The sequence below is a fragment of the Mesorhizobium sp. M0960 genome (assembly GCF_040319055.1).
Classification (GTDB): domain Bacteria; phylum Pseudomonadota; class Alphaproteobacteria; order Rhizobiales; family Rhizobiaceae; genus Mesorhizobium.
Genome location: NZ_JAMYNN010000001.1, coordinates 53,240 through 67,949 on the forward strand (window position 1 = coordinate 53,240; position 14,710 = coordinate 67,949).

Genomic DNA, 14,710 nt, shown 5'->3' on the forward strand with positions numbered 1-14,710 from the left:
CAGCTTTTGACCCATTGGACTCGAGTACAGGAGCCGCCACTATTGCCGATAATGTGGTATTCTGCCGACTATCCGAGGAGGCGACTGCGTTGACCAACAGCTTGGAAGCCGAAGGGGCAAGAGACTGGTCTCACCTGCTGATCGCGGCAGAAAAAGGCGATGCGGAGGCGGTTCGATCGGAATTGGCGGCTGGCGCCGATATCAATCAGTCGGACGACGGCGGCTGGTCTGCACTTCACCTTTCAGCCCTCAATGACCGCACAGCTGTGGTGGAGGCGCTGATCGAAGACCCGGAAATCGACGTGAATTCCAGAAACAAGTGGAAGAGCACGCCCTTGAGTCTTGCGTCGGCCAAGGGACATTACGCGTGTATCTCAGTCCTCGTGAGACACCCCCAAATAGAGATCAACGCGCGAGCTGACTACTACGGCAGAACGGCTCTTATCGAGGCGGCGAAGAACGGGCATCTGGAAGTCGTCAAGTTGCTCGTGCAGAATGGCGCGGAAGTAAATCTGACCGACAAGACGGGGAGAAACAACGCGCTCATCGAGGCGATCAAAGGGCGGCACTACGAGATCGCGGAATACCTGCTGGATTCTGGGAAGGTGAGCTTTATCAACAAGGAGATGAGGCTAAACGCCCTGATCTGGGCTGGCAGCTGCCACAACCCTCAGCTTATCGAAAAGCTGGAAGCCGCGATCCACGCTTTCTTCGAAGGCAAATAAGGGCCTCGCCCTTACTGTCGCGGGGCGCGTCCGTATCTCCCGTCACGTCGACGCGCTCGATGGCGCAAACAGCCCCGCAGCGCTTCACATAAATTATTCAACCAAACGGTTGACTATCTCAAAGCGTGCGCCTATATTAAACTACATGGTTGAATTAGAGACATCCCAGATGGACGCGGTTTTTCACGCCCTTGGCGACGCCACCCGCCGGCACATGCTTCGCGATCTCGCCGATGGCGAGAAAACGGTAAGCCAGCTGGCGGAACCCTTCGTGATGTCGCTCGCGGCCGCCTCCAAGCACATCAAGGCGCTGGAGAACGCAGGGCTTATTCGTCGAGAGGTGAGGGGCCGCACGCATCTGTGCCGACTAGCCCCTGGACCGCTGGCCAGCGCCCATCAGTGGCTCAGCTTCTACGAGCGCTTCTGGACCGGTCGTCTCGATGTTCTCGAACGCCTTCTTCGCGAAGAGGACGCACGCAAAGCCCAGGATGAGCCCAGGAAATCGCCCAATCCGAAAGAAGGAGACGAGCAATGAACCAGATGAGAACCATCGGCGCCTATGGCGAGCTGACCGAGCCCGCCACGTTCACCATCCAGCGCCTTTTGCCCGGCCCCATCGAGCGCGTCTGGGCCTATCTCACCGAGAGTGACTTGCGACGGCAATGGATGGCCGCAGGCCAGATGGAAATGAAGGCCGGCAGCTCGTTCGAGTTCGTCTGGCGTAACGACGAGCTGACCGACCCGCCTGGCCAGCGCCCCGCGGGCTTCCCCGAAGAGCATCGGATGGAGGGCCGGATCACCGAACTCGATCCGCCGCGCAAGCTTTCCATCACCTGGGGAAATACCGGCGGCGTCTCCTTCCTGCTGGAGGCGAAGGGTAGCGATGTGCTGCTCACCGTCGTCCATCGGCGCCTGCCGGAACGTGCAATCCAGCTCAACATCACCGCCGGCTGGCACGTGCACCTCGACCTGCTGGCCGCCCGCCTGGCGGGTAAGACACCGACCTCGTTCTGGGGCGACTGGAGCCGCCTGCGGGACGAATACGACCGCCGCCTGCCGGCCTGATGTAACTCGCGGCGGCCATCCCTGAGGTCGCCGCCAGCCACACGAAGCAACGATGATCCGACGAAACGTGCTTGCATCCCGCAAGCCTGATGGAGGAAGTCATGCGTAAATTGATCACTGGAATGAAAATTTCCGTCGACGGCAAGATGGAGGGACCCGAGGGTTACGCTGATTGGGTCGATGCGTGGTCTGAGGAATACGGCCTGACGCCGCAAATCGATGCCTGCCTGCTTGGCGGCGTCATGTATGCTGGCTACGAGCGCTACTGGAGCGCCATCCAGAACGAGCCCGACAAGCCGCTGCCGATGACCGGCAAATTGCCGAAGCCGGCCGAGCTCGAATGGGCCCGCTTCGCCGCGCAGACGCCGCATTATGTGCTGTCGAACACAATGACTTCGGCGGCCTGGCCAAAGACGCGCTTCGTGCGGAATTTCGAGGATATCGCTGCGCTGAAACAGCAGCCCGGCAAGGACATCTACCTTATGGGCGGCGCCCGAATTACCGCGAGCCTTATCGATGCCGGGCTGGTGGATGAACTCAGGCTGATCGTCTATCCGCTGCTCGCCGGTGAAGGAAAGGCGCTGTTTGGAACGGCGAAGAATCGTCGTGGGCTCGAACTGCGCAAGGTTGAGCAGCTGTCGGACGGTCGCGTCGGGCTGGTCTATGGGATTGGCTAAAGCGCGTCGCGTTCGATCGGCCTCATGGGACGCGCTTTAGGTTCTTTGTTATGCATGTCGTTATCGCAAACCGATACACACTTTTGCGCGACATGCATTAGCGCCAACGTCAGGCAACGACACCGCGGCAGGCCCAGGCGACATTGGCAAAGGACCTCGGGCCGTCGGGCCGGCCGGCCTCATAGGCGTCGCGCATGGCGGCGTCGGTGCGCGCCCGCTCTTCTGGATCGAGCGTGGCCACATACTTGCCGAGCGGCCCTTCGCCGGCGGCAATCGGCGCCCAGTAATCATCGAAGTTTTGGTAGTCCATGCGGATCATCAGCTCGGTCTCCGTAACGTCGCGGAGACCCTGCTCGACAAAGGTCCGTTTCATTTCGCCCGGCTGCACCATCGGCTGGGTGCAATAGCGGGCGCGCAGCTGGCGTCCGCCTTCACTGAGCACTGCCACCGTGTCGATCATCATGCGCATTCCGGGCATGCCGCCGAGATGGTCCCATACGGTCGCCGCGACCACGCCGCCCGGCCGCACGACGCGTCGCATCTCAGCGACTGCCTTGCCGGTTTCGGGCACGAAATGGAGCACGAGCAGCGCCAGGGCGCGGTCAAACGCGCCGTCCTCAAAGGGCAGAGCGCAGGCATCCGCCTGGCGGATTTTTATCCGCGGGTCGGTGTTGCGCCGGATTGCCTCCTCGACGAAAACGGCCGAAAAATCGATCGCGGCGATCTCACGGAGTTCAGCGGCCTTGACGAGCGCGAAGGTCAGGCTGCCGGTGCCACAACCGACGTCGAGGATCTTTTCGCCGTCCTTAAGGCCCGCGAAGTCGATGAACAGCGGCGCGAGCCTTTGGCTCCAGCGACCCATGAGCTGCTCATAGCCGGCAGCATGGTGAACATTGAAACTTGAAGTCATCGAACCCTCCCTTAGCATAAGCTAAACCTCGACACAGCGATTGCCAAGGCGGGCGAGCATTCGTCCCACCGTGAGGCGGCCGCTGGCGAAAGCCACCTTACGGATGCCGGGGCGCGAAGACTTCGCCGGCATCGTGGATTTGATGCGGCCGGCGAGCCGACCTCGATCAGTCTGGGCCACCCATTTGGCGGGCAGTCCGCGGCGCTGGCACTGGATCTCCAACACGGAAGGCGAACGACACGACTTTCGTCGCATCCGGATCGACCTCGCAACGAAAGCTCAGAGCGTACCACTGCCCGCCGGCGCGGAACTCGGTCCTGGAGACTTGCATGATATTGCCGGCCTTCAACCTGAAGGGACGCAAGACGTCAGGAAAGTAGGGGGGCGAAGCATGGCGCAACTGTTCGCGCACTTCCCAGAAGCAGAGCTGACCGATCCGATCGGGGCGCGGCACATTTCTCATGGCGGTTGTCGCGATCGGATCACCGGTTGCTGTTTGCGAGAACAATCTTTTCGCTTCTTCAAGCTTCAGCGGCTTTTGCACCTTGGCCGCTCGCTTGGGCTTAGGCGACGCGGATGCGCCAGGCGGCGGAGCGGGGTCTTTGCCGTCTACCGCAGTCACGTCCGGCGGCTGCGCAAGATCCTGTTTATCGGGATCTTGCGGCGCCGTCGGTTGTTCCGAACCATCCTCCGCACTGTTGCCGTCCAGAGACTTGCGAGGGCCGGCGTCCTTCTCGCCGAATTGGAAGACAGGCCTCTGAGGGCCGGCTTCCGGATGCGCCGGCGTCTCGATCTTTGCTTCCGGCGGCTTTTCGGGCTTGGGCGGTTTCGCAGGAGGCGGAGGTTTGGCTTTCTCCGATGGTTTGGGCGGCGGCACCAGATCCACCCCGATGGCCTGCTCCTTCTGCGGCTGCGGGGGCGACACCGGCAGCGCGGACAACAGAAGCGCCGCGGCGAGCAAATGCAGGACCGCGGAGGCAGGCAAGGCCCACCTGAATACCTGGCGCTGATCCCGTATCTCGTCCGTCATCGTGACCGGTGTGTGGAATGAAATATTGGCGGCATCAAGCACCGATGCCGCCAGACGTCGAAATAACCGGTTCATGTCGAGCTTCGACGGTTTTGCGGCGGCCGAGCAGATGCCGCCCAACGCGTTCGTTGGAACTGTCGCCGTCGCTACGAATCGCGCCATCGGCGACTGCCGCGAGGCGCGTCATTCAAATACACGAGGACAGTGGCCGAGCCTGTCCCTAGCGTGGCGTCGGCCAGAGCGCACGGTCAGGGGGTGAACCCGTATTCGGGGGAGGCGAATGTTCGCTCCTTAACGGCGCTGCACGAGAGGGATATTCAGTCATGAATTTCAAAGGTTTGATCAAGCGTGCCGAGACTGTGGAGAGGGCGTTCAAGGAGCTCGAAACCGATTTGGCGGATGCGTTTAGCGAATGTCTCAACGTGGACGATCAGTCGCCGTTGAACGACGTCACTGTCCCGGATGAGACTGTGTCGGATGGGAATCTCGCGGCAATGGATGACAGCTCGCAACTTGAGGCCAATGCGGATGCCTTCGAGACCGCGCGACGGCTGACGCCCCACACGCAAACCCGGCTCGCTGCCTTAAGTGCGGTCGATGGGCTCTTTCACGACGCGCAGGAGTATCTTGGGGAGATCCATGCGAAACTGTCGGAGATCGCGACCTCGCATCATCTGACAGGCGAATTCCTGAAACTCCTCCACGGCGACATTCTTCGCGCCAACGAATTGGAGCTGGCAAATACCAGCTTGACCGCGCAACAAAGAGCACTATCCGAACAGCTCCACGATGCAACCAGAAAGCAGCGCGAGCGCGACAGCGCTATCGAGGCGCTGCAGCAGCACGAGGCGAGCCTGGTCGAGGACAAGGAAGCACTTCGCGGCGCGCTGGCTGCAGCAAGGCTGGAACTCGTCGTGGCAGGCAATGCGAGCGCAAAACGCGAGGCCGAGTTCGGCGAGCTTGTCAAAACGCTCTCGGCCAGAGCGGTCGAGGCCAACAGACGCTCGCGCGAGAACGAGATGCTGCGGGAGAAACATGTCAGCCTGTCGATCGACCTCGACAAGGCGCTGAAACGGGAGGCCGAGGCCCGGCACAGGCTGGACGAACTCTCGACTGTCCACGCCAATGACGCCGCACAGGTTTCGGAACTGCTGGCCGCGCTTGGCAAGAGCGAGAAAGAGGAAATGCGGCTGCAGAAATCGCTCGACATGGCGCAGGCCAAGCTGTCGGAAATGACGGAAGCGGCCCGCATCAGGGACGGGGACAGGGAAGCCGAACTTGCACGCGGTGTCGCGGAGATGACCGGCTTGCGTTCTGAGATCGAGGATCTCCGATCGCGACTGGAAGCCGCCTCGAACCACAACAGCGAAGCCGTCAGCGAGATCGCCAGGCTCAAGGCTCAAGCGAGCGACGCGGTGGCCGAAAAGCAAATCGCCGAGGAAAAATTGTCTGCTCTCATGAAGGAGAGCGAAAGCGACAAGATGAACCTTTCCGCGGTCAGCGCGAATTTTTCGCAGCTTTCCCTGCAGCAGGCATCCGAACAGATACAGTTCGACGTCCAGCGGCAGGAATGCGAGGATCTGCGTGCCGAAGTCGCGTCGCTTCAAGCCCGGGTCAAGGAACTGTTGCCCTATGAGCGGCTCCACAAGGTCACCAACGCCAGACCGCGTGAAGACGGCGTGGTCGAGATCACCGCTGCGGTGGCGGAGAAGGCCCGCGCCAGCAGGCGGCGCCTTCGCCTGCGCGCGGCATCCTAGCGGCTGTCTGAATTTCGACTGGTGCGAAACCGACATCCGTCAATGGATGGCGGGTCGAGCGTGAGGCTGGCCTTCCCTGCGTCGGCCTGCAATAGTGCACGCCGGTGAAGCGGAGGGGGCTGAGCATGCGGCTATTCATAAAGCGGAACCACCTCCGTTGGAGGATGTTGGCCTTCATCGCTATCATGGTGCTTTTGCCGAAAGCGGCGTCGGCCGATACCATCCCACCCGACAGGATCGCCGCGGCCCTTGCGAAGCTCGAATTACTCGCCGAAGGCGTCGTCGCGGATGGTAGCGTGCCCGGTCTGGCCATCGGCGTCGTGCATGGCGACGAGGTGATCTTCCTCAAGGGATTCGGGCATCGCGAGACCGGCAAGCCGGAGGCCGTCGACGCCGATACGGTCTTCCAGATCGCCTCGCTCTCCAAACCGGTCTCAGCCACCGTCGTGGCGGCGCTGGTCAGCGACGGGATTGCTTCGTGGGATTCGAAGATCGCCGACCTCGATCCGGCTTTCCGGCTCGCCGAGCCCTATCCGACCAGCGAACTCACGGTCCGCGACCTGTTTGCGCACCGCAGCGGGCTTCCCGGCACGGCGGGCGACGACCTCGAGGACATTGGCTATGACCGCGGGGAGATCCTGCGCCGCCTGCGGTTCGTGTCGCCGTCGTCGAGCTTTCGTGCCGGCTATTCCTACAGTAATTTCGGACTGACCGAGGGTGCCGTCGCCGCCGCGAAGCCGACGGGCAAGCCCTGGGAAGAGGTCGCCGAAGAGAAGCTCTATCGTCCGCTTGGAATGGCCTCGACCAGTTCGCGTCATTCGGACTTCATCAAGCACGCCAACCGCGCCGAACTCCACGCCAAGATCGATGGCGCCTGGGCCGCGAAGGTCCAGCGCTATCCGGATGCGCAGGCGCCAGCAGGCGGCGTCAGTTCCACCGCACGCGATCTCTCTCAATGGATGCGCCTTGTGCTCGGCAACGGGGCCTACGCCGGCAAGAGACTCATTGCCGCCGATGCGCTGGACCAGACACATATTCCCTTGATGGTTCGCGGCAAGAACCCCGTCTCCGGAGGCGAGGCCTTCTACGGCCTCGGCTGGAATGTCGAATTCGGCCGGCACGGGCTGGTCTGGGGTCATGCGGGCGCCTTCAGCACCGGCGCACGCAGTCTGGTGATGCTCTTCCCCGAGGAGAAGCTTGGCATCGTCGTCATCGCCAACGCCTTTCCGACAGGCGTGCCGGAGGGACTGTCCGACAGCTTCGCCGATCTCGTCTTCGACGGAACGCTGGGGAAAGATAAGGTAAAGGCATGGAATGATATCTATGCAGGCATGTTCGGGCCGGTGATTGCGGCGGCCAAGGCCACCTATGCCGTGCCGCCCTCTCCGGCAAGTCCGGCCGGGCCAGCCAGTGCCTATGCCGGCCGTTACTTCAACGACTTCATCGGCGATGCTATTGTGTCGGGCGAAGGAGAGGCTCTTGTCCTCAAGGTCGGGCCCGCCGGTGCGCGGTCCTATCCACTGAAGCATTTCGACCGCGACCTCTTCGTGACCTTCCCCGATGCCGAGATGCCGGACAGGCCCTCGGCCGTCAGCTTTGTCATCGACCCCGACGGCAAGGCGTCGGCCGTGACCATCGAGTTTCTCAACGACAATCATCTCGGCACGCTGCAGCGCGAGGGTGATTAGCCGTCGCGGGGCGGGCGAGCCTTTGCCGGTTCAGGATGCCGGGCCGAACTGGAGCAATTTGAAGCAATCGCCGCTGCCCGGCGTCGCTTGCGTCAGGAAGGGTTTCGACCGGTCGATCCATTCTTGGTGCGACCTGGCATCGGCTTCGATCTCATTGGCCGGTGCAAGCTTGACGAAACCGCGCCCCTTGCTGAACAGCCAGCATGCGCGGCCGAGAAACCGCCTGCTGCGCTGGCGCAGGAGGTCGGCATCATAAAAAATGTCGAGCACCTCCTGCTTGATCTTCCGCTCCTTTTCGGGATTGGCGATCGCAACCTCGATCGCCTCGCCGCCGATCGCATCCTGCAGGTCCTTGTAATCCAGGGCGATCTGAGTGGTGGCATATTTGATGTCGCTCTCGTCCCGGACGATGTTGAACCATAGCGTTGGGTTGAGCTCGTTGACGACGAACGATGCTTCGAAATCGCGTGATAAATTCAGGGTATCGAACCCCTGAACATCGACGTCGCGTTCGACCAGAAGGATCTGCGAAACCTGCTTGGCGAGCGCCGTCCCGTGGGCGCTGACCGCGGCATTGTTGCCGCCGAGTTCCGGACTGACATAGGCGCCGCCATCATCCAGCAGCGCATCGAATTCGCCAAGGGCCTCCACGACGGCGCCGCCGCGGGCAATACGCGCCGCCAGTTTGGCGAGAACCTGCTGGAGCTCCGTTTCGCGTTTACGCTGGTCCTGATAGTTCTGCTGGAAAAAGAAGATGAACAGGGACACGCCAATGCCGATCAGGATCACACCCAGCTGCGAAAAGATGTTGCGATAGTATTCCAGCAGCTTTTCACGATGGCGTACGTCGTCACGCACACTGTGCGCCACACGGAGATTGACGATCAGCGAAACGACCAGGAGCCCGGCACCGACCAGGATCAGGCCGCCGATCAGCAGGTAGCCGTAGCCAGAGTTCAAATCCATTCTTTGCCGCGCTCCCGAAGCCCCAGACAGCGCAGACTAATACCGTTCGGCTTCAACACCTACGTTTTCATAGGAGCGCCGGCGAAGGATTCCCACCGTTCGGCCGCTGTTCTTACAGCCAGGTCTATGCTCGCCGTCCGCCTCGTTTCGTAGCGGTCTTCTCGCAGCCGAATTCAGGCCGCGTGCTTGGAACCAATGACGGGCGAGACTGTTCAGCTATGACTTTGATACGACGCCGATGTGCCCGGTCGGCTGGGCATGCGGCGATCTTGAGGAGTTTCTCATCATGAAGATTTCGTCCAGATTTCGTTCAGTCGCGGTTGCCGTCATCGCCGCCGCGGCAGTTAGCTTTGCCAGCGTCGCGCATGCCGACAGCGGTACGATCCGCTTCGCCATCTACAAGGCGGCCTTTTTCATCGGCGGCTCCGGAGGCGAGGGCACACTGACCTTCCATGGTCGCCGATATCCCATCTCGGTCGGCGGCATCTCGGGCGGCCTCGCCTTCGGCGCCTCCAAGACCTATTTCAAAGGTACCGTGCGCCACATACGCCGCGCCCGGGATGTGACGGGGGTGTACGGTGCAGCGGGCGGTGGCGGCGCGCTTGGCAAAGGAGCCCAGGTGATCGTCATGACCAATGACAAGGGTGCCCAACTCGAACTCACAGGCAGGCAGGTAGGTCTGCAAGTCAACGCCGATCTCAGCGGTATGAGCATCTCGCTGAAATAAGGGCAGTCATTGCATTCGTCATTCCCTGGATGGGCCGGATTTGGCCGCTCCAAACCGCAGCCCATCCATCAGCAGCGACACCAATCGGCGCGAGCGGTCGCGCCAGTCCTTGGTGTCCGGGGCCGAATAGATGCCGCCCAGCGCATGCAGCACGTCGGAGGCATCGACGTCGCTGCGGATCGAGCCGTTGGCGACCGCGGCATCGATCAGCCGCCGCAAAGCCAGCGTCACCCTGCCCGAAACGTCGGAGAACAGGGTGGAGTTGGTTGTGAGCAGGATGCGCAGGCTTGTCGACAGCCCGCGCTTGGTGGCGATGTAGTCGACGAAGCGCTGCATCCATTGTTCGAGCGCGACGTCGGGCACATGATCGTGGGCGAGTTCGTCGGCCGCCTGGCACAGTCCTTCCACTTCGCGCCGATAAACCACCTCGACCAGATGCTCGCGCGTTGGGAAATGCCGGTAGAGCGTGCCGATGCCGACGCCGGCCTGACGCGCAATCTCCTCCAGCGAGGCATCGACGCCATGCGCGGCAAAGGCTTTCGCCGCGACCTCGACCAGTGCGTCGCGGTTGCGCTGCGCGTCGGCGCGCAGCGGTTTTGCAGCGGCGGCTTCGGCCTTGTCTCCAGATATGACGGGCGGCTCTGCGGCCAATTTTTTCTCCAGTGTTGATCCGAATAGGGCAGGCCCCGTTTCAACAACGGAGACGCCTCCAACTTCGTTACGCCTCCGACAAATATAATCGCAAGTAAATACAATCACAGGATCGAGTCTGGGCCGGCGTTCCGCATCTTGCCTGTCCCGGTGGATGACGACGGAGGATATTTCCTGGCGCGGCCGGCACTCCTCATCTGTTCGGCCGATGCCCTGAGGCAAAAATGAGCCGACATTGAGCACGATCCCCTCAGGATCATTGGACTGTCCTGCCCCTACAGACAGTTCAGAGAGCACCACCGGCTTGGGCCGGTGGTGCTTTTTTGTCTCCAGGCATGACGGCTGGCTGCCCTGCCAATTTTCTCCAATTTTGATCATTTTCGATCCTGGGCTTGAACAGGGCCGAGCAGGTCCTTAGGTAATAAGCGGAGGCGCCTCCGATTGTGGAGCGCCTTTCTCATGTAATCACGGGATCGGGTATGTCACGTCTTTGGACCTCGCAAGCCGCAGCCTCCCCGAGGTCGCGCCAAGTCAGGCAGACCCCCTCTGCCCTGCCGGGCATTTCCCCCAAGGGGAAGATAGCCTTCACCTAGCCATAAGCTGACCTTGCCGCTCGCCGGCCGGGCACCAGATCATCCCCTCCCGCGTCAAGCAACTGGAGCCAGACGCCCCATGACAAGCAAAACCCGAACTCCAATCCAACTTCAAATCAACGGACATCGACATGAGCTGGAGGTCGAACCGCGCGTTACCCTGCTCGACGCCTTGCGCGACCATCTCGGCCTGACCGGCACCAAGAAGGGCTGCGACCAGGGCCAGTGCGGCGCCTGCACGGTGCATATCGACGGCCAGCGCGTGCTGGCCTGCCTGACGCTTGCCACTCAGGCTGAGAGCAGGGACATCACCACCATCGAAGGGCTTGCCGGGGAGGATGGCACGCTGCATGCGGTGCAGGCCGCCTTCCTCGAACAGGATGCCTTCCAGTGCGGCTATTGCACGCCGGGCCAGATCATGTCGGCGGTCGCCTGCATTCGCGAGGGCCATGCCGGTTCCGACGAGGAGATCCGCGAATACATGGCCGGCAATCTCTGCCGCTGCGGCGCCTATCCGCATATCATCGCCGCCGTGCGCCAGGCGGCCGTGGAGGCCGCGTCATGAGGGACTTTTCGTATCTCCGCGCCGGCTCCGTCGATGCAGCCCGTGAGGCAGCAGCACTTCCCGGCGCCATGCTTTTGGCCGGCGGCACGACGCTTGTCGATCTCGCGAAATGCGGCGTTGCCGAACCCGAGACCGTGGTCGACATCACCCATCTCAAGGGACTGGACACGATTGCCGTTGATGACCGGGGCGCCACGATCGGCGCGCTGGCCAGGATGAGCCGCGTCGCCGACCATGCCGATATCAAGAGTCGGTTCCCAGCCGTCTCGGAAGCATTGTGGCAGGCCGCATCGGCGCAGTTGCGCAACATGGCGACGATCGGCGGCAATTTGATGCAGCGTACGCGCTGCCCCTATTTCCGCGATCCGGCGAATTTCCCCGCTTGCAACAAGCGCTCGCCCGGCAGCGGCTGCTCGGCGATCGGCGGCGTCACCCGTGGTCATGCCGTGCTCGGCACCAGCGAAGCCTGCATCGCCACCTATCCCGGCGACCTGGCGGTTGCGCTCGTCGCCTTCGACGCGATCCTCCATCTCGGCGACCGTCAGGTCGCCGTCGATGATTTTTTCCTGCCGCCGGGCAGCACGCCCGAACGGGAACATGCGATCGAACCCGGCGAGATGATCACCGCGATCGGCATTCCCGCTTCGGCCGCCGCCCGCCGCTCGACCTATCTCAAGGTCCGCGACCGCCAGTCGTATGAATTCGCCGCGGCAAGTGCCGCGGTCGGTATCGAGTTCGAGGCCGACGGAAGGACGATCCGCGATCTGCGCGTCGCGCTTGGCGGCGTTGCCACCAAGCCATGGCGCGCCCGCGCCGTCGAAGAGGCGCTGAAAGGCAAGGTGCTCGAGCCGGAGGTCGTCAGGCAAGCCAGCCTGCTCGCCGTCGAGGGCGCCGTCGACCATGGCGCCAACCACTACAAGATCGAACTGGCGCCGCGCGTCGTCGCCCGCGCCATCCTCAAAATGGGAGAAACGGCATGACCGTTCACGAGTTGAGAACAAGACCTGGCGATGCCAAACGCGGCGACGCTTCGGACGGCGCCGTCCTCGCGGATCAGGTCGGCGGCCGGCTGTCGCGCGTCGACGGACCGGCCAAGATCACCGGTGCCGCCAAATACGCCGTCGAGCAGCAGCTCGAGGGGCTCACCTATGCGGTGCTGGTCGAGAGTACCATTGCCGCCGGCCGGGTGCAGTCGATCGACACGGCAGCGGCCGAAGCCGCGCCGGGCGTGCTGCTGGTGCTGACGCCCGACAATTTCCTGCCGCTGAGAACCGCCACGGACTGGCTGGGCACGCCGCCGCCGGCTGTTGCCTATTGCCCGCTGGCGCGCAGCATCACCTTCAGCGGCCAGCATATCGCGGCGGTGGTGGCCGAGAGCTTCGAACAGGCGGTCGCAGCCGCGGCGCTGGTCAAGATCGCCTATGACGAGGCGCCGGCGATCGTCGACCTCAGCGATCCGAAAGCCGGCGACGGCATTGCGGTCGATGCGATGACCAAGGAGTGGGGTGAGGCGGAGACCGCGTTCGCCTCGGCTCCGGTCAGGATCTGCAACGCCTACAACACGCCGCGCGAATACCAGGCGCCGATAGAGCCGCATGGCCTGATCGCAAAGTGGCAGGACGACCAACTCACGGTCTGGGAGCCGAGCCAGTGGCTCGACGGCATGGCGCGGACCTATGCCGAATGGTTCGGCGTGCCGTTCGAGAATGTGCGACTGGTCTCGCCCTATATTGGCGGCGGCTTCGGCTCCAAGGCGTTCGCCTATGGCTACGGCGCGGTGGCGGCAGTCGCCGCGAAAATGCTGGGACGGCCGGTGAAGCTGGCGGTCAGCAGGCCGCAGACCTTCACCGCCTATGGCGGACGGGCGGCGACGCGCCAGACCGTGGCGCTCGGCGCCAACGCAGAGGGTCAGATCCAGTCGATCGTGCATCGCGGCGTCAACGAGACCTCGGTCGACGGCATGTGGGTCGAGCCGCTCGGCTCGGTCACCTCGGTCATGTACGCGACGCCGAATTTCTCGTCGCGGCAGAACGTCGTGCGGGTCAACACGGTGGTGCCGGGGGCATTGCGCGCGCCGGGCGAGAACCCGAGCGCCTTCGGCATCGAAAGCGCGATCGACGAGCTCGCCTATGAGGTCGGTATCGACCCGCTGGAAATCCGTCTCAGGAACTATGCCGAGCAGGATCCGCATGCGAAGAAGCCGTGGTCGACACGGCAGCTGCGCGAGGCGTTCGCGGCCGGCGCTGAAGCCTTTGGCTGGTCGAAGCGGACGCCCCAGCCGCGTTCGATGCGCGACGGCAACCAGTTGATCGGCTGGGGCGTCGCCGCCGGCACCTACCCGGTGCGGCGCGCCTATGGCGAGGCGGTCGTGCGCATTCTCGCCGACGGCTCGGTTGAGGTCGAAAGCTCGTCGATCGACATGGGGCAGGGCACCTACACGATCTTGGCGCAGACCGCCGCCGAGGTGCTGGGCGTGCCGGCGGAAAACGTCATCGTCAAGCTCGGCGATTCCCGCTATGCCCGTGCCGGCGTCACCGGCGGTTCGCGGCTGGCCGGGGTGATGACCGGCGCCGTCCACAAGGCGGCGAGTGCCGCGCTCGACCAGTTGGTCGGGCTCGCCATCAGTGATCCGGCTTCGCCGTTCCATACGCTGCAGGCCAACACGCTCGTCGTCGCCAATGGCCGCATTTCGTCGCCGCGCGGCAACGGCCCTGAAGTTTCCATCGCCGAACTGCTCAGCAGCGTCGGGCGCCAGCATATCGAGGCCAAGGGCGACACGATGCCGGCCAATTCGACGGTCGAGGACCGCTACAAGAACTACACCACCATAGCCATGGCGCTGCCGCACACCGAGGGCGACTATTCCCGCCACAGCTGGTGCGCGCATTTCATCGAAGTGCGCGTCGACGAGGACTTTGGCACGGTTCGTGTGTCGCGCGTGGTATCGGCGCTGGATTCGGGCCGGCTCTATAACCCCAAGCTCGCCGAAAGCCAGTGGAAGGGCGGCATCATCATGGGCATCGGCCAGGCGCTGCTCGAGGAAGGCATCGTCGACCGCCGCCACGGCCGCATCGTCAACAACAACCTCGCCGACTATCTCATCGCCACCAATGCCGACATTCCCGACATCGAGGTAATCTCAGTCGGTATTCCCGACCCGCATTCCTCGGTGCTTGGCGGCAAGGGGGTCGGCGAGCTAGGCATCGTCGGCGTGGCGCCGGCGATCGCCAACGCGGTATTCCACGCCACCGGGAAACGGGTGCGGGATCTGCCGATCACGCTGGAGAAGCTGATTTAGGCGGACGCGGTGGAACTGCCAATCTCCCCCCTCGTGGGGGAGATGCCCGGCAGGGCAG

The 14,710-nt window shown here is 63.0% G+C and carries 14 protein-coding genes; 10 read left to right on the forward strand and 4 right to left on the reverse strand.

The window, feature by feature from the left end:
• The first annotated feature begins 89 nt into the window (after positions 1 to 89).
• The 4 genes from NKH63_RS00265 (at position 90) to NKH63_RS00280 (ending at position 2,467) form a co-directional block, all read left to right on the forward strand.
• Positions 90 to 725 (forward strand): ankyrin repeat domain-containing protein, encoded by a 636-nt coding sequence (locus tag NKH63_RS00265; protein WP_352481680.1) that lies wholly within the window; start codon positions 90 to 92, stop codon positions 723 to 725.
• Positions 726 to 870: 145 nt separating this feature from the next.
• A complete protein-coding gene (locus NKH63_RS00270; protein WP_352481715.1) occupies positions 871 to 1,260 on the forward strand; it encodes an ArsR/SmtB family transcription factor in 390 nt (129 codons plus the stop codon).
• Complete coding sequence (locus NKH63_RS00275) at positions 1,257 to 1,790, forward strand: SRPBCC family protein (RefSeq protein ID WP_352481679.1); 534 nt, start codon at positions 1,257 to 1,259, stop codon at positions 1,788 to 1,790. The genes NKH63_RS00270 and NKH63_RS00275 overlap by 4 nt, the downstream gene beginning before the upstream one ends.
• A 101-nt stretch (positions 1,791 to 1,891) precedes the next feature.
• Positions 1,892 to 2,467, forward strand: a complete 576-nt coding sequence (locus NKH63_RS00280) for a dihydrofolate reductase family protein (protein ID WP_352481678.1) — start codon at positions 1,892 to 1,894, stop codon at positions 2,465 to 2,467.
• A 109-nt stretch (positions 2,468 to 2,576) separates the two neighbouring features.
• Here NKH63_RS00280 and NKH63_RS00285 read toward each other — a convergent pair whose 3' ends face one another.
• Complete coding sequence (locus tag NKH63_RS00285) at positions 2,577 to 3,377, reverse strand: class I SAM-dependent methyltransferase (RefSeq protein ID WP_352481677.1); 801 nt, start codon at positions 3,375 to 3,377, stop codon at positions 2,577 to 2,579.
• Positions 3,378 to 3,543: 166 nt separating this feature from the next.
• Positions 3,544 to 4,569 (reverse strand): DUF930 domain-containing protein, encoded by a 1,026-nt coding sequence (locus tag NKH63_RS00290; protein ID WP_352917593.1) that lies wholly within the window; start codon positions 4,567 to 4,569, stop codon positions 3,544 to 3,546.
• A gap of 161 nt (positions 4,570 to 4,730) precedes the next feature.
• Here NKH63_RS00290 and NKH63_RS00295 point away from each other — a divergent pair, with 161 nt between their 5' ends.
• Entirely contained in the window at positions 4,731 to 6,164 is a 1,434-nt protein-coding gene (locus NKH63_RS00295) for a coiled-coil domain-containing protein (RefSeq protein WP_352481675.1), read from the forward strand.
• A gap of 164 nt (positions 6,165 to 6,328) precedes the next feature.
• Positions 6,329 to 7,852: a serine hydrolase gene (locus NKH63_RS00300; protein WP_502896280.1), complete on the forward strand. Its 1,524-nt coding sequence runs from the start codon at positions 6,329 to 6,331 to the stop codon at positions 7,850 to 7,852.
• Between the two features lie 30 nt (positions 7,853 to 7,882).
• Here the strand turns inward: NKH63_RS00300 and NKH63_RS00305 are convergent, their stop codons facing one another.
• Positions 7,883 to 8,818: a hypothetical protein gene (locus NKH63_RS00305; protein ID WP_023722353.1), complete on the reverse strand. Its 936-nt coding sequence runs from the start codon at positions 8,816 to 8,818 to the stop codon at positions 7,883 to 7,885.
• Between the two features lie 286 nt (positions 8,819 to 9,104).
• Here NKH63_RS00305 and NKH63_RS00310 point away from each other — a divergent pair, with 286 nt between their 5' ends.
• Complete coding sequence (locus tag NKH63_RS00310; protein WP_023677323.1) at positions 9,105 to 9,545, forward strand: lipid-binding SYLF domain-containing protein; 441 nt, start codon at positions 9,105 to 9,107, stop codon at positions 9,543 to 9,545.
• Between the two features lie 18 nt (positions 9,546 to 9,563).
• Here the strand turns inward: NKH63_RS00310 and NKH63_RS00315 are convergent, their stop codons facing one another.
• Complete coding sequence (locus NKH63_RS00315) at positions 9,564 to 10,196, reverse strand: TetR/AcrR family transcriptional regulator (protein ID WP_023722352.1); 633 nt, start codon at positions 10,194 to 10,196, stop codon at positions 9,564 to 9,566.
• Positions 10,197 to 10,868: 672 nt separating this feature from the next.
• On the opposite strand from NKH63_RS00315, the gene NKH63_RS00320 reads away from it, so the two are divergent.
• Genes NKH63_RS00320 through NKH63_RS00330 form a run of 3 tightly spaced genes read left to right on the forward strand, consistent with a single transcriptional unit; the run spans position 10,869 to position 14,652 of the window.
• The gene (locus tag NKH63_RS00320) at positions 10,869 to 11,354 is read left to right on the forward strand and encodes a (2Fe-2S)-binding protein (protein WP_023722351.1); all 486 of its coding nucleotides are present in this window, start codon (positions 10,869 to 10,871) and stop codon (positions 11,352 to 11,354) included.
• Positions 11,351 to 12,334, forward strand: a complete 984-nt coding sequence (locus NKH63_RS00325) for an FAD binding domain-containing protein (protein WP_031195083.1) — start codon at positions 11,351 to 11,353, stop codon at positions 12,332 to 12,334. The genes NKH63_RS00320 and NKH63_RS00325 overlap by 4 nt, the downstream gene beginning before the upstream one ends.
• Positions 12,331 to 14,652 carry a xanthine dehydrogenase family protein molybdopterin-binding subunit gene (locus tag NKH63_RS00330; RefSeq protein WP_352917594.1) on the forward strand — a complete coding sequence of 774 codons (2,322 nt, stop codon included), beginning with the start codon at positions 12,331 to 12,333 and terminating at the stop codon, positions 14,650 to 14,652. Before NKH63_RS00325 ends, NKH63_RS00330 begins: the two co-directional genes overlap by 4 nt.
• Positions 14,653 to 14,710: the final 58 nt, after the last annotated feature.